At 61.8% G+C, this 15,411-nt stretch carries 17 protein-coding genes; 9 read left to right on the forward strand and 8 right to left on the reverse strand.

Going from position 1 to position 15,411, the window contains the following annotated elements; translation table 11 throughout:
- Positions 1 to 9: 9 nt before the first annotated feature.
- From BDB13_RS01990 to BDB13_RS02000, 3 genes are all read left to right on the forward strand, one after another.
- The gene (locus BDB13_RS01990) at positions 10 to 885 is read left to right on the forward strand and encodes a TIGR03619 family F420-dependent LLM class oxidoreductase (protein ID WP_094270177.1); all 876 of its coding nucleotides are present in this window, start codon (positions 10 to 12) and stop codon (positions 883 to 885) included.
- A gap of 29 nt (positions 886 to 914) precedes the next feature.
- Positions 915 to 1,406 (forward strand): nuclear transport factor 2 family protein, encoded by a 492-nt coding sequence (locus BDB13_RS01995; RefSeq protein WP_094270178.1) that lies wholly within the window; start codon positions 915 to 917, stop codon positions 1,404 to 1,406.
- Between the two features lie 141 nt (positions 1,407 to 1,547).
- Complete coding sequence (locus tag BDB13_RS02000; protein WP_094270179.1) at positions 1,548 to 2,804, forward strand: Nramp family divalent metal transporter; 1,257 nt, start codon at positions 1,548 to 1,550, stop codon at positions 2,802 to 2,804.
- A gap of 71 nt (positions 2,805 to 2,875) precedes the next feature.
- Here the strand turns inward: BDB13_RS02000 and BDB13_RS02005 are convergent, their stop codons facing one another.
- Positions 2,876 to 4,471 (reverse strand): acyl-CoA synthetase, encoded by a 1,596-nt coding sequence (locus tag BDB13_RS02005; protein WP_094274604.1) that lies wholly within the window; start codon positions 4,469 to 4,471, stop codon positions 2,876 to 2,878.
- 100 nt (positions 4,472 to 4,571) lie between these two features.
- Positions 4,572 to 4,712, reverse strand: coding sequence for a hypothetical protein (locus BDB13_RS32030; protein WP_169637185.1), 141 nt, complete (start codon positions 4,710 to 4,712; stop codon positions 4,572 to 4,574).
- A 293-nt stretch (positions 4,713 to 5,005) separates the two neighbouring features.
- Here BDB13_RS32030 and BDB13_RS02010 point away from each other — a divergent pair, with 293 nt between their 5' ends.
- On the forward strand, positions 5,006 to 5,944 hold the full coding sequence (locus BDB13_RS02010; protein ID WP_094274605.1) for a 3-oxoacyl-ACP reductase: 939 nt from the start codon (positions 5,006 to 5,008) through the stop codon (positions 5,942 to 5,944).
- Between the two features lie 42 nt (positions 5,945 to 5,986).
- Positions 5,987 to 6,730 (forward strand): SDR family NAD(P)-dependent oxidoreductase, encoded by a 744-nt coding sequence (locus BDB13_RS02015; RefSeq protein ID WP_094270180.1) that lies wholly within the window; start codon positions 5,987 to 5,989, stop codon positions 6,728 to 6,730.
- 25 nt (positions 6,731 to 6,755) lie between these two features.
- Here the strand turns inward: BDB13_RS02015 and BDB13_RS02020 are convergent, their stop codons facing one another.
- A complete protein-coding gene (locus tag BDB13_RS02020) occupies positions 6,756 to 7,661 on the reverse strand; it encodes an amidohydrolase family protein (RefSeq protein WP_094274606.1) in 906 nt (301 codons plus the stop codon).
- A 127-nt stretch (positions 7,662 to 7,788) separates the two neighbouring features.
- On the opposite strand from BDB13_RS02020, the gene BDB13_RS02025 reads away from it, so the two are divergent.
- A complete protein-coding gene (locus BDB13_RS02025; RefSeq protein ID WP_094270181.1) occupies positions 7,789 to 8,337 on the forward strand; it encodes a nuclear transport factor 2 family protein in 549 nt (182 codons plus the stop codon).
- A 5-nt stretch (positions 8,338 to 8,342) separates the two neighbouring features.
- Complete coding sequence (locus tag BDB13_RS02030) at positions 8,343 to 9,476, forward strand: NADH:flavin oxidoreductase (protein ID WP_094274607.1); 1,134 nt, start codon at positions 8,343 to 8,345, stop codon at positions 9,474 to 9,476.
- Between the two features lie 4 nt (positions 9,477 to 9,480).
- Here the strand turns inward: BDB13_RS02030 and BDB13_RS02035 are convergent, their stop codons facing one another.
- On the reverse strand, positions 9,481 to 10,047 hold the full coding sequence (locus BDB13_RS02035; protein ID WP_094274608.1) for a ribonuclease H family protein: 567 nt from the start codon (positions 10,045 to 10,047) through the stop codon (positions 9,481 to 9,483).
- A 74-nt stretch (positions 10,048 to 10,121) separates the two neighbouring features.
- Here BDB13_RS02035 and BDB13_RS02040 point away from each other — a divergent pair, with 74 nt between their 5' ends.
- Positions 10,122 to 11,048: a DNA-3-methyladenine glycosylase family protein gene (locus BDB13_RS02040; RefSeq protein ID WP_094270182.1), complete on the forward strand. Its 927-nt coding sequence runs from the start codon at positions 10,122 to 10,124 to the stop codon at positions 11,046 to 11,048.
- 158 nt (positions 11,049 to 11,206) lie between these two features.
- Positions 11,207 to 11,617: a hypothetical protein gene (locus BDB13_RS02045; protein WP_176459506.1), complete on the forward strand. Its 411-nt coding sequence runs from the start codon at positions 11,207 to 11,209 to the stop codon at positions 11,615 to 11,617.
- 1 nt (position 11,618) lies between these two features.
- Here BDB13_RS02045 and BDB13_RS02050 read toward each other — a convergent pair whose 3' ends face one another.
- From BDB13_RS02050 to BDB13_RS02065, 4 genes are all read right to left on the reverse strand, one after another.
- Complete coding sequence (locus BDB13_RS02050) at positions 11,619 to 12,008, reverse strand: ArsR/SmtB family transcription factor (RefSeq protein WP_176459507.1); 390 nt, start codon at positions 12,006 to 12,008, stop codon at positions 11,619 to 11,621.
- A 52-nt stretch (positions 12,009 to 12,060) separates the two neighbouring features.
- Entirely contained in the window at positions 12,061 to 13,257 is a 1,197-nt protein-coding gene (locus tag BDB13_RS02055; RefSeq protein WP_094270185.1) for an acetyl-CoA C-acetyltransferase, read from the reverse strand.
- A gap of 82 nt (positions 13,258 to 13,339) precedes the next feature.
- Positions 13,340 to 14,086, reverse strand: coding sequence for a GntR family transcriptional regulator (locus tag BDB13_RS02060; protein WP_094270186.1), 747 nt, complete (start codon positions 14,084 to 14,086; stop codon positions 13,340 to 13,342).
- Positions 14,087 to 14,117: 31 nt separating this feature from the next.
- A complete protein-coding gene (locus BDB13_RS02065) occupies positions 14,118 to 15,269 on the reverse strand; it encodes an acyl-CoA dehydrogenase family protein (RefSeq protein ID WP_094270187.1) in 1,152 nt (383 codons plus the stop codon).
- Positions 15,270 to 15,411 lie beyond the last annotated feature (142 nt).

The raw sequence follows: 15,411 nt of genomic DNA on the forward strand, positions 1-15,411 counted from the left end.
AAACGCCCGATGCACCTGGGAATCGTCACACCGGTCCTGATCCAGCACCCCAGCACCCGCTCCGAATGGGAGGCCACTGCCGACATCGAAGAGGTTGCGCAGATCGCCGAAACGGCCGACCGACTCGGTTTTCACCACTTGACCTGCAGCGAACACGTAGCAGTGCCGGCCGAGATCGCCGAAGAACGTGGCGGAACCTACTGGGATCCACTAGCAACACTCGGGTATCTCGCCGCTCGGACACGCAACATCCGCCTTGCCACACAGGTGCTCGTCCTGGGATATCACCACCCCCTCGAGATCGCGAAGCGCTACGGAACCCTGGATCGCGTCAGCAACGGCCGACTCGTTCTGGGCCTCGGAGTCGGCACGCTAAAAGAAGAATTCGATCTCATAAATGCGCCGTTCGCCGACCGTGGAGCACGCGCCGACGACGCCCTCGCCGCGCTGCGGGTGTCACTGTCGAATCCCCGCCCGGAGTACCACGGCGAGTTCTACGACTACTCGGACTTCGTCGTGGAACCGCACGCAGTTCAGACCCGGGTGCCGCTGTGGATCGGCGGCCGGACAAAGCGGTCCCTGCGCCGAGCAGTAGCCCACGGCGACGGCTGGGTGCCGTTCGGATTGCGCCTCTCGGAATTGAAGGACATGCTCGCCGCAGCGCCGCTCCCCGAACGCTTCGACGTCATCCTGTCCACCGGTGCTCCCCTCGACCCACTTGGCGACGCCGAGCAGACCGTCCGCGCGCTGACACGCGTTCGTGACGCCGGAGCGACTATCGCAAGCTCCTCGATCACCGCGACAAGCGCCGCTCATTTCAGTGATCAGCTCGAAGAACTTCACCGCATCGCCCTCGCCGAGGGCATCGAATTCACCGCTTCCTGATTTATCCATTCCGCATGTAAGGACAACCGATGACCGACTCCACAGCACTGATCGAATCCCTGCTCGCACGCGTTGAACTTCTCGAAGACAAGCTCGCCATCACCGAACTCCTGACTGCCTACAGCCCGGCCGTCGACAGCGGGTGCGCTGACGAGGTCGCGAACCTGTGGCTCGAAGACGGCGTCTACGACGTCGACACGGGAGCGATGCATGGCCGCGGCGAACTGCGCGCAATGGTGAAGAGCGACGCACATCAGAACTGGATCATGAACGGCGCCGCGCACATGATGACGCCGGCTCACATTCGTATCGACGGCAACACGGCCGTCGCGACCTGCCATTCACAGTTGATCATCAAGGATCCCGAGAACCCCAAGGGCTTCAAGGTCCTGCGGATCACCGCCAACCGCTGGGAACTGGTCAAGAACGACGGTGAGTGGAAGGTCAAGCTCCGCACCAACAGCATCCTCGACGGACGCCCCGAGGCTCGCGCACTCCTCGCTGCCGGGGTGACGAGCTAGCTCCCAGCTGTGCGCCTTTATTAACCGCCGGGGGTAATAAAGGCGCACAGCACAGGACTCGCCTTGAAAGTTCGGCCTCCCGAACTCTATAGTTCATATAGTCGAATCATTCGGTTTGGCGAATGCGCAAACAGGAGTCCGATGAGCACCCGTACGCGAGAATTGGCACAGCGCCCACGCCGGCGACCGAGTGGCAGATCCATCGCACTGCTCGGCCCGGCATTCGTAGCTGCCATCGCGTATGTCGATCCCGGAAACGTTGCCGCCAACCTCACTGCCGGCGCCAAGTACGGCTATCTCCTGATCTGGGTGCTGGTTCTCGCCAATGCAATGGCCGTCCTGGTGCAGTACCTTTCCGCGAAGCTCGGCCTGGTCTCCGGAAAATCCTTGCCGGAGATGCTCGGTCAGCGTCTACGCAAGAACAACCGTCGCGCATTCTGGCTGCAAGCCGAAACGATGGCAATCGCAACGGATGTCGCCGAGGTCATCGGCGGCGCCATCGCGCTCAACCTGCTGTTCAACATCCCACTCTTTGTCGGCGGACTCATCACCGGTTGCGTGTCGATGGTCATTCTGATGATTCAAAGTAGGCGTGGTCAAAGGACTTTCGAGTTCGTTGTCATCGGGCTTCTCGCGATTATCACGATCGGCTTCCTCACCGGCCTCGCCTTCACGGATGTATCGGGCGCCGACGCCGTCGCCGGCTTGGTTCCGCGATTCGAAGGCACCGAAACAGTGCTACTCGCAGCAAGCATGCTCGGGGCAACAGTCATGCCCCATGCGATCTACCTGCATTCCGCATTGGCACGAGATCGTCACGGCCACATCGAACCCGGGCCCCGCTTGCAGCGACTCCTGAAGATCACTCGCTGGGATGTCGTCGTCGCGCTCATCATCGCCGGCACGGTGAACATCGGAATGCTGCTCCTGGCAGCCTCGGCGCTGCGCGGAGTTCCCGGAACGGACACGATCGACGGAGCCCATGCGGCAATCGAAAACTCCCTCGGCCCCGGAGTTGCCGTGGTGTTCGCGATCGGCCTGCTCGCATCGGGACTGGCGTCCACATCCGTCGGTTGCGCCGCCGGCGCCGAAATCATGCACGGCCTTCTCGCCATTCGCATTCCGGTGATCACTCGGCGGATCGTCACCCTCATCCCCGCCCTGATCGTCCTCGGACTGGGCGTCGACCCGACATTGGCACTCGTGCTGAGCCAAGTTGTGCTGAGCTTGTGCATACCGTTCGCGATCATCCCCCTCGTCCGAATGACCTCGGATCGCGAACTCATGGGCGATGCCCGCAATGCCCCACTGACCACCGTCGCGGCCTGGCTCGCCGCTGGGCTGATCGTCACGCTCAACGTTGCACTGCTGTATTTGACGGTCACCGGAACCGGCTGACCGCGCAAACACAAAAGTCACCCAGCGCGCCCCTCACAAAACGCGCTGGATGACTTCAGGTATTCGACGTATTAGTTTGCTTGCTCCACCAGAGTTGCCTTGGCCCAGCGGTAGTCGGCCTTGCCGCTCGGGGAACGCATGATCGTCGGAACGCTGACGACGGTGCGCGGGATCTTGTACCGAGCTACCTGCGTCGCGCAATGCTCACCGATTTCTGCAGCATCGGGAACATCAAAACCCTCGCGGGTGGTGATGACAGCGGCGACGCGCTCGCCGAACTTCTCGTCCGGAACTCCGGCAACCAGAGCGTCGAGAACGGCCGGGTGACTCTTGATGGCCTGCTCGATCTCTTCGGGGTACACCTTCTCACCGCCGGTGTTGATGCACTGAGATCCGCGTCCCAGCAACACGATCGAACCGTCAGCTTCGACGCGTCCGACGTCGCCGAGCACCGACATACGGACTCCGTCGACGATCGGGAACGTCGCGGCAGTCTTGACCGGGTCGTTGAAGTACCCGACCGGGACGTGACCTGAGCGGGCGATGTATCCGGTGTCGGGTGATCCGGGCTCGAGCGGACGCATCCGCTCGTCGACCACGCGGGTCTCGTCACGAGCAGCGATACGCATCAAGCCGTCTTCGCCGATCTCGATGTTGCCGTCGACACCCGACTCCGAGGAGCCGAAGCCGTCGCGGATGTTCAGGTTCGGAACGAGCGACTTCAACTGATCACGCAGGGACAGGGAGAACAGTGCCCCGCCGGATGTCACCATGGCTACCGAGCTGAGATCGTAATCCGCACCGTTGGCTGCCAATTCGTCCGCGATCGGACGTGCCATCGCGTCGCCGACGACGGTGATGGAGATGGCCTTCTCCGTTCCGGCGAGTTCGAGCGTCGTCTTGGCGTCGAACTTTGCCATCAGAATAGCGTTGGCGCCCATGAAGAATCCGGTGAACAGCGAGTACGACGCAGCGCCGTGCATGAGCGGTGCGGTGCTGAGCATGTTCATCGCGAAGACGTTCGGCACGGCGGTGTACAGCTCTTGCGCGGTACGGTGCGGCGGTCCGAACGGGTTGCCACCGGTCAGCGCGGCAAAGTAGAAGTCCTCGTGGCGCCACATGACGCCCTTGGGCATACCCGTGGTTCCGCCGGTGTAGATGATGAACAGATCGTCTTCACTGCGCGCTCCGAAGCCACGTGAAGACGGCTGTGCCTGCGCGGCAGCTTCGTAACCGACGGTGTCGACGCCGTCGACAACGAGTGAATCCGGGTTGCCTACGACAACAACGTGCTTCACGTCGGGCGTTCCCGGGAGAACCGTCGCGACTGTGCCCGCAAATTCTTCGTCGACGATCAGGGCTACCGACTTGGAATCGTTGTACAGGTACGTCAGCTCGGCATCGACGTAGCGGTAGTTCACGTTGATCGGAACTGCACGAATCTTGAGGCAGCCCAACAAACTTTCGACGTACTCGACGCTGTTGCGCATGTGAAGCGCGACGTGATCGCCCGGTCCGACTCCAGCGTTCGCCAGGTGGTGCGCGATGCGGTTGGATCCCTCGTCGAGTTCGACGTAGGTGCGGCGACGTCCGTCGCAAACAAGTGCTTCGCGATCCGGAATCAAGTCCGCTACGCCCTCGTACAGATCTGCCAAATTCAGTGACACTGATGGTGCCTTCCGTGATTTCAGGTCCGGCACAATCGGCCGCCCTGACCGCGCTGTCTGTTTCGGTACTACTGCCTGATCCGGCGCATTGCCGCCGTATCTAGGTCTTGAGCATTGCTGCCAGGAGCGCGGCAGATCCGCCTGTCGACCCACCCGAAGCCGCCAGCGCAGATCCTGCGCTGAGGATCTCCAGCGACTGACTGGGGCGTGGATGCTTGTGTGCAGGCGAGTCGGTGAACATGGGCGCTCCGGGGCAAAATCGGTGGTGACGCGGGTGCGTACGTGCCTAGTCGGCGCGTAACCCCAAGGTGGCATGACCCACCCGTGACCTACATCACCGCTCCCACTGACCGGGACTTTCGCATTTCCCGTGCACCATCTGTTCAAAACTAGAACTAATTCTGATTTTGACTTGGGTAGTTTTACGGAACCCCGCCCAAAACAGCGTCGGCAAATTAGAATGAATACTAATTTTCAGTGGACATCGTTCCAGCGGACATCAGTGTCACTGGCACAGGATCGAAGGAGCACGACATGACGCAATCACTGAGCTTGGAAGGCAAAGTTGCCGCAGTCACCGGCGCAGGCGCAGGCCTGGGCCGCGCGGAAGCACTCGGCCTCGCAGCCGCAGGCGCAGCCGTCATCGTCAATGACATGGGCTCCGCAGCCAACGACGTCGTCGACGAGATCAAGGCAGCCGGCGGACAGGCGCTCGCCATCACCGGCGACGTCTCCGACTGGTCGCTCGGCGGTCGCATCATCGAAGAAGCCGTCAAGAACTTCGGCTCCTTCGACATCCTCGTCAACAACGCGGGCATCCTGCGCGACAAGATGATCTTCAACCTGACCGAGTCCGACTGGGACGACGTCATCCGCGTGCACCTCAAGGGCCACGCCGCCACCTCGCATGCCGCAGCCGTCCACTGGCGCGCAGCCAGCAAGGCAGCCGACGCTCCCGTCTACGGCCGCATCATCAACACCTCCTCCGAGGCATTCCTCTTCGGCTCCGCCGGACAGCCCAACTACTCCGCAGCCAAGGCCGGCATCACCGCGCTGACGCTCTCGAGCGCCCAGGGACTCTCCCGCTACGGTGTTCGCACCAACGCCATCTGCCCCCGCGCCCGGACCGCGATGACGGCACAGGCCTTCGGCGAGAACAACACCGGAGTCCAGGGTCTCGATCCGTTGGCACCCGAGCGCGTCGCAACGCTCGTCAGCTACCTCGCTTCGCCTGATTCCGACGAGATCAACGGACAGGTCTTTGTCGTCTACGGCAAGATGGTTGCACTCATGGAGGCACCGAAGGTCGAGAACCGTTTCGACGCAGCCGGATCCGCCTTCACCGTCGAGGAGCTCGGCGGACAGCTCACGTCCTACTTCTCGGGCCGTGGACCGTACGAGAACTACGCTGCCTACAGCATCGCCGGCCTCGAAAAGATTGCTCTCGCAGTCGACGAGACCGCAACCGTCTAATCAGCACCACCTACGCAGTTTCACAAAAGAGGAGCGCATTTCATGAGGTTGAACGGCAAGGTAGCAATCGTCACCGGCGGCGCCGGCGGAATCGGTCGCGCAATCACCCGAGTCTTCGCCCGTGAAGGCGCGAAGGTTCTGTTCGTCGACATCAACGACGAGCAGGGTCAGGCACTCGAGAAGGAACTTGCCGGCGCCGGCAAGTTCCTGAACGTCGACCTCTCCGCAGCAGGTTCTGCCGAGCAGATCCGCGACGCCGCAGTCGAGGCTTTCGGCAGCGTCGACGTCCTGGTCAACAACGCTCACGCGTCTCGTCAGGCTCCGTTGTTGGAGACCACCCAGGACATGTTCGACCTGTCCTTCAACACGGGCTTCTACCCGGTTGTCCACCTGATGCAGGCCTGCCACGACGAGTTGGCCAAGTCCAAGGGCTCGGTCATCAACTTCGCTTCGGGCTCCGGCCTGGATGGCATGCCCACCCAGACGTCGTACGCAGCAGCCAAGGAAGCAGTCCGCGGCCTCACTCGCGTCGTCGCCAATGAATGGGCGCCGGAAGGCATTCGGGTCAACGTGATCTGCCCGTTCGCCGCTACCGAGGGTGTTGTCGCCTGGGCAGAAGCATTCCCGGATCGCGCTGCTGCGTCCGTCGCCAAGGTTCCGCTGGGCCGCATCGGCGATCCCGAGACCGACATCGCGCCTGTCGCAGTGTTCCTCGCGAGTGACGATTCCAAGTACATGACCGGCCAGACGTTGATGGCCGACGGCGGCAGCATCAAACTCCGCTGACACCGTCTCTTCTCGGTGGGTGCGATCAGCCCACCGAGAAGAGCTTGGCAGCGTTGTCGTGCGCCACGGCCCGCAGCCACTCGTCACCCAGATCGAAACGCGTAAGTGCCTCGAGTGATTTCAGGTACGGGTACGGAATGTTCGGGAAATCGCTTCCGAACATGATTCGGTCCTGCATAGCGACCAGTCGCGGAATGTCCGCCTTCGGGAAAGCGCCCTGTTCTTCGGTGAAGTCGGTGAACGCCATGGTCGTATCCAGACGCACATTTCCGTATCCCTCGGCAAGATCGAGGAATTCGCTGTACTCCGGCATGCCCATGTGAGCGATGATCAACGACAATCTCGGGTAGCGCGCCAGCAACGACGCGATCCGATCCGGTCCGGTGTACGTTCCCGGCGCGGGTCCCGAACCACAGTGGATGACGATGGGCGTTTCGGCGTCTTCGAGCTGTCCCCACACCTGATCGAGCAGCGGATCGTTGGGCTCGTAATTGCCGACTTGGATGTGGGACTTGAAGATTCGAGCCCCCGACTCCAATGCCTTTCCGACGTACGTCCCGGCCGATTCCTCCGGATAGAACGTGGCTGTATGCAGGCAATCGGGCGTCTGTGCAGCAAATTCGACGGCCCACGAATTGAGCCACTCAGCCATCCCGGACTTGTGCGGGTAGACCATCGATGTGAAGGCGCGGACACCGAACTCGCGAAGGCGATGTACTCGTTCCTCTTCTGCCATCCGATAGGTGATGGGCCACGGCCGACCGATCATCGGGCCAGCCGAATCGAAATAGCCCCACACCTTGTCCATCACACTCTTGGGCATGAAGTGGGTGTGTATGTCGATGAGTCCAGGCAACCCCAGTTCCTGCCAGAACGCGCGGACCTCGGCAATTTCCTGCGAGCCTGGAACTGAATCTGCTTCCGTGCACATAAAAGAACGCTCCTTCTGTTTCGCTCGACCATACCGAGCGTCGTCGCGCTCACTGAGACCGGTGATTGACGGCAGCGCCCCGGCACCCGAGTGTGAAGGCATCTTGCCGATCATTGCTGGAGGTTGCATGTCTCAGTCCGATTCCGACGTCGCGTCACCCCACCCCGCCGAGGAACCACTCAGTCCCGTCGAGGAACTGCTTGCGATCGAGGAAATCAAGAGGGTCTTCTCAGCTCGCCTGCGCTGCATGGACACCAAGCAGTGGCACATCTACCCGACACTGCACACCGCGGACGTCGTCAGCGAGACCTGGGGTGGCCTGCCCGCAGACAAGCAGCCCAAGACCGGCGACACGTCCAACCAGGTTGTCGGCATCGAAAAGCTCACCAATGCCATTCGCAACATGCTCGACGGCGAAATCCCCCTCACCACGGCGCACCACGCGCACATGCCCGAAATCGTGTTGACCTCCCCCACGACAGCCACGGGCATCTGGGCGATGGAAGACATGCTGTGGTGGAACGACGGCGAGAAAGAACTCCACCTACACGGCTACGGCCACTACCACGAGGAATACCGCAAAGAGGACGGCAAGTGGCTGATCAGCTACCGCACCCTCACCAGGTTGCGAGTCGACCAGGACCCCGGATTCTTCCGATTCATGAAAGCACTGTGATTGACATGACCAACCCCCTGTTCCAGCCGCTGCGTATCCGTTCGCTCGAGCTTGCCAACCGCATCGTCATGTCCCCCATGACCCGCTCACGTTCCACCGACGGAGTTCCCGGCCAGGACGTAGCCGACTACTACAGCCGACGCGCTTCGGGCGGCACCGGCCTCATCGTCACCGAGGGAGTGGCCATCGATCACGTCACCGCCGTCGATCACGTCAACGTTCCCAACCTGCACACCCCCGAGGCACTGGCGGGCTGGCGCAAGGTTGTCGACGACGTCCACGCAGCCGGCGGCAAGATCGTTCCGCAGCTCTGGCACGTCGGCCCGCTGTGGGGCGCGATGATGCAGCTCGATCCCGAGCTCAAGCCGATGCGTCCGTCCGGCGAGTGGGGCCCGCTGGGTGTCACTTCGTACACGGCCGAATATGTCGAGCGCGCCCAGGCCGTCACCGAAGCGATGACCGAGCAGGACATCGCGGATGTCATTGCCGCCTACGCTCGTTCTGCAGTCAATGCACTCGAGGTCGGTTTCGACGGTATCGCCCTGCACGGTGGCCACGGTTACCTGCTCGACTCCTTCCTGTGGGAAGGCACCAACAAGCGCGACGACGCCTGGGGCGGCGACCTCGAGCGTCGTACCAAGTTCCCCGTCGCTGTGATCGCTGCGATCCGCGAAGCCGTCGGCCCTGATGTGCCGATCATCTACCGTTTCTCGCAGCACAAGCAGCAGGACTTCACCGCCAAGATCGCCGAGACCCCGGAAGAGTTGGGTGTCATTCTGGGCGCCCTGGTCGACGCCGGAGTGGACGTTCTGGATGCCAGCATCCGCCGCTTCGACGTCCCCGCTTTCGAAGGCAGCGAACTCTCGCTGGCAGGCTGGGCCAAGAAGCTGACCGGCGCGGTCACGATGGCCGTCGGCAGCGTCGGTCTCGGAAAGTCTCTGCGCGACAGCCGCATCGAGGGCTCTTCTCCCGTCGTGGACAATATCCCCGAACTGGAGAAGCGCATCGGTTCCGGTGAGTTCGATCTGATTGCAATCGGCCGCCTGCACCTTGCGGATCCGGCGTTGGCCACCACCCTGCGTGCCGGTGACCCGCTTCCCGCATTCGACCGTGCGGTCCATGAGGGCAGCTTGACCTAGACGCTCAGAAGAGTGTGAACAGATCTTCCGGTTCGATGACCGTCGTGGACTTCTCCTTGTAGGAGGGGTTCACGACGGTCATTTCCTTTTTCACCGAAAGTTCAGCAGCCGGGACAGCAAGCGGCACCGACGCAATATCCCCGGAGACAATGGCGCGTGCGGCCTCGCCGGCCAATTTGTCGGCTACCTCGTTGTAGTGGTTGCCGACGTGTCCGCGAACCCAACGAAAACGCACCGGGCCGACGCGGTCGGTGATGACCCGGTCGATTCCCTGCACGAGTTCCAGGTTCTTGACGGCACCGCCGCTTGCGGTTTTCCAGCCCTTGCGCTTCCAACTCGGCAGCCACTCGGAGGCGCATTTGATGGCGTACTGCGAGTCGGATTCGATGAGCAGGGGCTCGTCGCCGGGGTGTGCGACAACAGCCTCGAACAAAGCTCGCAATTCTGCGATCTGATTTGTTCCGGATGATTCACCACCCGACATGGTGGGACCCTCGTGATTGACCCAAGCCCAGCCGATAGCCCCACCGGGGTTTCGTAGACAGGATCCGTCGGTGCTCACGATGATCATGGCTCGGACAATACGTTGCCCCACCGACATATGCCTGAACGCGCGTCGACCAGGGTCTATACGCTTGCTATGAAATGACGCAGTCACCCGTCGCCGACGAAGTCACCGTAACTTCGGCGCGACCACTCGATGCAGCGCTGACGCTCGGTCCGCATCAGCGCGGACCCGCCGACCCCACCCACCGGCGCACTGCGGACGGCGCGATCTGGCGAACTTCCCGCCAACCTTCGGGCCCTGTGACCTATCGCATCACCCAATCCGACCGGCACACCGTCCGCGCTCAGGCCTGGGGCCTCGGCGCTACGGAATTCCTCGGGAGCGTCGACGCGCTTCTCGGTGTCGACGACAACACGGACGATTTTGCACCCGAGCATCCCAAGCTCGTCGAAGCTCACCGCCGCTTTCCGCATCTTCGGATCGGCCGCACCGGCCGCGTCCTGGAAGCTCTTGTGCCGGCGATCCTGGAGCAGCGTGTGCACGGCATCGACGCGTTCGCGGCGTGGCGCCGGTTGTCCACCAAATTCGGCGAACGTCCACCGGGTCCGGCCCCCGACGGAATGCGGGTGCCACTCACCGCGGATCAGTGGCGCTTGATGCCGTCGTGGGAGTTTCATCGCGCAAATGTGGATCCGGCACGATCCCGGACGATTGTTCAATGTGCTCGCGTCGCCAATCGTCTCGAAGAAGCATCGACATTCACGCGAGCGGAAGCAACACAGCGTTTGCGCGCCGTCCCCGGCGTCGGAATCTGGACTGCCGCCGAGGTCGCCCAACGCGCCTTCGGCGATTCCGACGCATTGTCGGTCGGTGACTACCATCTGGCGTCCGTCATCGGTTGGTCGTTGCTCGGTGAGCCGATCGACGACGCACGGATGGTGGAGTACCTCGCTCCCCTACAACCACACCGGTATCGGGCCGTCCGCCTCCTGCAAGCGAGTGGGCAAGCCGTCAAACCGAAATTCGGTCCCCGCACCGCAATCGCGGATCACCGTTGGCACTGAAAATGCCGCCAGGAGACGAATGAGGATGGACGGTTTCAGTAGCTGCAGAGTCGGGTAGCCATTTCTCACGACCCGTCGCGCGCTAGACGACGGGTCCGCTTGTGCCCGAACAGAAATTTTCATACTGAAGGTTCCACACAGACAGATTGGCCGTCCCCATGAAACTGTCCCGAACTCTGACCATGACCGTGCTTGTTGTCGCGACTGTAGGTGCTGGCGCCGGAACTGCGGTTGCAGCTCCGAACGCAGCCTTCGATCCTTTGAACCCGCCGGTGAGCACAAACAGTCAAGTTGCCGCGACGCTCTTTCCCGGCAACAACCCGAAGCAAATCGCGTTCGACACCATGACAAATGAAGTCAACGCCGGCTGGAACAACGGCGGGCTGCAGTCAACTCTCGGCGGCGCCGCCATGGGCCTCGGGATCGGATGTGTGTCGATCTTCCCCAACTTCATCGCCGGATGCATCGTCGGTGGGGCAATCGGAACGGTGGTGGGCGCCGGTCAGGGCATCATGAACGGCAATCCGAATGCGGCGCCGGCAGTGCAGCAGTTTTTCGCCACACCTTGACTCAGCGGTGGGAGTGACCTGTGTCGTCGAACTGCGTGTCGCCGAAATGCGTTGCGCCGATGGAGTGAAGCAACTGGTGAACGGTGTCTTCGGCCAGTTGGTAACGCATGGAGCGGCCGTCTCGCGTCGCAGTCACCCACCCTTGGCTACGTAAGAGCCGAAGTGCGTGCGAGACAGCCGTTCCGCTCATTCCCAGTGCCACGGACAGGTCCGTGACACAGATCCCCGGTGCGTGATGCAAACAGAGGAGAAGCCGAAGTCGATTCGCGTCGGACAGCAATTCGAAGCGGTTGGCCCACGTAATTACGTCCAAACCGTCGAGGGCAGCCTGTGCGCGCCGAACATCTTCGATGTTCAGGGCTCCGCTGGAATCCTCTGCGCTTGAACTCATCAGCCGACCGCCTCCGTTGTGCTGTTACTCCGGAGTCTACCCAGCGCGAGATTCAGGCGGACTCCACCACAGCGGCCAGGCCCTGCCCACCACCGATACACATCGTCAGCAGCGCTTTTCCGCCGCCACGACGGCTGAGTTCATGCAAGGCCGTGGTCGCCATTCTGGCACCCGTCGCGCCGACGGGATGCCCGAGGGAAATTCCGGATCCGTTGACGTTGAGTCGATCCAGATCCTCGAAGCCCCATTCCTTCACGACACCCAGAACCTGGCAGGCAAACGCCTCGTTCAACTCCACCAACTCGAAGTCCGAGAAACTACCGCCACCCCGAGCAAAGAGCTTCGAGACCGCCGCGACCGGGCCGAGGCCCATCAACGACGGTTCACAACCCGCGGCAGCCCAGCTGTCCAGAAACCCGATCGGTTCGAGACCCAACTCGTCCAAGCGATCCTCGGCAACCACCAACATCGCCGACGCGGCATCGTTTTGCTGACTTGCATTTCCAGCGGTGACAACACCACCCGGGGTTACGGCCCGCAACCGTGAGAGCGCCTCGATCGACGTATCGTCGCGGATACCCTCGTCGGTACGAAACGCCGTGACATTACCCTTACGATCGGTCAGTTCCACCGAGACGATCTCACCCTCGAACCGTCCGGAATCCCTTGCCGAAGCTGCCTTTCGGTGACTGTCGACCGCAAACTGATCGGACTGCTCTCGACTGATGCCGCAGCGCTGCGCGACGTTCTCGGCAGTTTCGATCATCCCGCTGATCTTGCCGAAACGCCACTCGGGCTGAGACCGCTCGCGACCCCGATCGAGTCGGTCGAACAGTTGCAGCCCACCGGATTTCGTTCCCCAGCGCGCACCCGTCGTGTAGTGCTCGATCCCGCTCATCGACTCGACACCACCGGCAACAACGACGTCGGCGGCACCGGTCTGCACCATCATCGCGGCCGTGACGATGGCCTGTAACCCTGTTCCGCAGCGGCGATCTGTTTGGAATCCGGCCACCGAAATCGGCAGTCCGGCATCGAGTGCAGCCCACCGGCCGATGCACGGCGCCTCGGAATTAGCGTACGACTGGCCCATCGCAACATCGTCGATGCGCGCTGGGTCGATCCCGCTCCGTCGCACAGCTTCCTTGATGACGGCGGACGCGAGTGTCTCCGCCGGCACATCACGCAGGCCACCACCGAAGCGACCCACCGCAGTGCGGACCGGCGCAACCAGAGCTGCTCGTTTCATGGCTATCCTCGAATCGTGTCTATTGTAAATTTACATGGCTATCCACTGAAAGATCATGGGTGACAGAGAGATACACCGAACGCTAGTGCGCGCCTCGACGTAGCGTCACACGATAGGTGTACTGCTCGGGCAAGAAGTAGCTCACCGACAATTCGTTGGCCAGGCCCGCAGCGTTCGAATAGAGACGGTCTACTCGCAACATCGGATGCCCCGGCTCGCAATGCACATCCCTCGCCACCGAATCAGTAGCAGGTGCCACTGTAATCGACTGCGCCGCTTCGATTATTGGACTTTCCAGCAAAGGTTCCAGCAGCCCGATCACGGTGTAGGCACTGACGGCACCAGCCGCCATCTCAGGCGCGTCGACGATGTGACGGGCAATCGCCTCAGGCAAATGCGCCGTAGTCTGCACAAACGGAACACCTTCGTGGAATCTACGGAACACCACCGTGTACACCACATCGGTGTCGAGACGGAGCCTGCTGGCAGCCTCGATGTCCATCCGTCGTTGCAACGGTGACACCACTTCCATCGTGGTGTCACGCGAGAGGTTCATGAGATCCTCGATGGATCCGTGGTGACGCAGGTAGCGGCCGCTGTTCTCGGAGACAAACGTTCCGCGCCCCGGAACCCGGTACACAATGCCTTCGGAAACCAGGTCGTGGAAGGCGCGACGCACGGTTTGCCTGCTCACACCATATTGCTGTGCCAGTTCGGATTCCGTCGGCAATTGAAGTCCGTCGCGGTAAGTTCCAGCGGATATCTGCGCACGAAGCTCACGGGAGAGGCGTTGGTACGCCGGCTCCGTCTCTCTTTCCTTACCGCTCATAGCGATCAGATTCTACTTGCTCACCGGGCGGTCACAGTCCGCCGCGTGCGACCAGTTGCGCAACGATCACATTGCGCTGAATCTCGTTGGTGCCCTCGCCGACGATCATGAGTGGCGCGTCGCGGAAGTACCGTTCGACGTCGTATTCCGTCGAGTAGCCGTAGCCACCGTGAATACGCACCGCGGACAACGCAATTTCCATCGCAACCTCGGAGGCATACAGCTTGGCCATTCCCGCTTCCATATCGCAACGCTCGCCGCTGTCGTACATCTGCGCAGCATGCCAGGTCAGCTGGCGTGCAGCAGTAAGCTTGGTTGCCATGTCCGCCAGGTAGTTTCCGATCGACTGATGCTTCCAGATCGGCTTCCCGAAGCTCTCACGCTGCTGGGCGTAAGCAAGTGAATCCTCGAGTGCTGCGGTGGCCACGCCGAGCGCTCGGCACGCCACCTGGATGCGGCCGGTTTCGAGCCCCTTCATCATCTGACCGAAACCCTTGCCCGGAGTCCCACCCAAGATCGCGGTTTCAGAGATGCGGTAGTTGTCGAAGGACAACTCGCAACTCTCGACGCCCTTGTACCCGAGTTTCGGCAAGTCACGCGAAACGTTGAGTCCATCGCCCTGCTCAACCAGGACGATGGAGATACCGGCGTGACGCGGACTGGCAGCGGGGTCCGTCTTGCACAGCAGCGCGATCACACCGGACCGACGCGCATTGGTGATCCACGTTTTGGCGCCGTTGATGACCAGGTCGGTGCCGTCGCTCTTGGCGTTGGTAGTCATGGCCTGCAGATCGGAGCCACCACCGGGCTCGGTCAGCGCCATGGTCGCCCGGATCTCGCCGGTCGCCATCCGCGGGAGGTACTTCCGCTTCTGCTCTTCGGTGCCGTAGAGAGTGATCAGCTTGGCAACCACCGTATGCCCACCCATGGCACCGGCGAGGGTCATCCAGCCCCGGGACAGTTCCTGGGTCACCTGCGCGTAGCACGGCATCGACACGGGAGATCCGCCGTATTCCTCGGGGATCGCCAGTCCGTAGATCCCGATCTGCTTCATCTGGTCGATCCACTTTTCGGGATATTCGTTTGCGTGTTCCACCTGCTGCACGGACGGCTTGACCTCGCGGTCAATGAAAGTCCGCACAGTCTCGATCAGGAAGGTCTCTTCGTCGTTGAGCTTGAGCATGAATCCGCCTCGACTTTGTTCAAAGTTTGTACGGCCATATTTAGTCATTGTTCGCCCAATGTCAACACCCGACCTTGACAGTCACCCGTAGCGACTGCCAGCATCGTGGGAAGTTCGAAGCACTTCCGGACGATTCGCGGCA

Origin of the sequence: Rhodococcus sp. OK302 (genome assembly GCF_002245895.1) — a bacterium.
Taxonomy (GTDB): Bacteria; Actinomycetota; Actinomycetes; order Mycobacteriales; family Mycobacteriaceae; genus Rhodococcus_F.

What these genes read in the sequence shown, in the direction of transcription:
- BDB13_RS01990 (WP_094270177.1), top strand. Translation starts at nt 10, where the DNA reads ATGCACCTGGGAATCGTCACACCGGTCCTGATCCAGCACCCCAGCACC.
- BDB13_RS01995 (WP_094270178.1), top strand. Translation starts at nt 915, where the DNA reads ATGACCGACTCCACAGCACTGATCGAATCCCTGCTCGCACGCGTTGAA.
- BDB13_RS02000 (WP_094270179.1), top strand. Translation starts at nt 1,548, where the DNA reads ATGAGCACCCGTACGCGAGAATTGGCACAGCGCCCACGCCGGCGACCG.
- BDB13_RS32030 (WP_169637185.1), bottom strand. Translation starts at nt 4,712, where the DNA reads ATGTTCACCGACTCGCCTGCACACAAGCATCCACGCCCCAGTCAGTCG.
- BDB13_RS02010 (WP_094274605.1), top strand. Translation starts at nt 5,006, where the DNA reads ATGACGCAATCACTGAGCTTGGAAGGCAAAGTTGCCGCAGTCACCGGC.
- BDB13_RS02015 (WP_094270180.1), top strand. Translation starts at nt 5,987, where the DNA reads ATGAGGTTGAACGGCAAGGTAGCAATCGTCACCGGCGGCGCCGGCGGA.
- BDB13_RS02020 (WP_094274606.1), bottom strand. Translation starts at nt 7,661, where the DNA reads ATGTGCACGGAAGCAGATTCAGTTCCAGGCTCGCAGGAAATTGCCGAG.
- BDB13_RS02025 (WP_094270181.1), top strand. Translation starts at nt 7,789, where the DNA reads ATGTCTCAGTCCGATTCCGACGTCGCGTCACCCCACCCCGCCGAGGAA.
- BDB13_RS02030 (WP_094274607.1), top strand. Translation starts at nt 8,343, where the DNA reads ATGACCAACCCCCTGTTCCAGCCGCTGCGTATCCGTTCGCTCGAGCTT.
- BDB13_RS02035 (WP_094274608.1), bottom strand. Translation starts at nt 10,047, where the DNA reads ATGATCATCGTGAGCACCGACGGATCCTGTCTACGAAACCCCGGTGGG.
- BDB13_RS02040 (WP_094270182.1), top strand. Translation starts at nt 10,122, where the DNA reads ATGACGCAGTCACCCGTCGCCGACGAAGTCACCGTAACTTCGGCGCGA.
- BDB13_RS02045 (WP_176459506.1), top strand. Translation starts at nt 11,207, where the DNA reads ATGAAACTGTCCCGAACTCTGACCATGACCGTGCTTGTTGTCGCGACT.
- BDB13_RS02050 (WP_176459507.1), bottom strand. Translation starts at nt 12,008, where the DNA reads ATGAGTTCAAGCGCAGAGGATTCCAGCGGAGCCCTGAACATCGAAGAT.
- BDB13_RS02055 (WP_094270185.1), bottom strand. Translation starts at nt 13,257, where the DNA reads ATGAAACGAGCAGCTCTGGTTGCGCCGGTCCGCACTGCGGTGGGTCGC.
- BDB13_RS02060 (WP_094270186.1), bottom strand. Translation starts at nt 14,086, where the DNA reads ATGAGCGGTAAGGAAAGAGAGACGGAGCCGGCGTACCAACGCCTCTCC.
- BDB13_RS02065 (WP_094270187.1), bottom strand. Translation starts at nt 15,269, where the DNA reads ATGCTCAAGCTCAACGACGAAGAGACCTTCCTGATCGAGACTGTGCGG.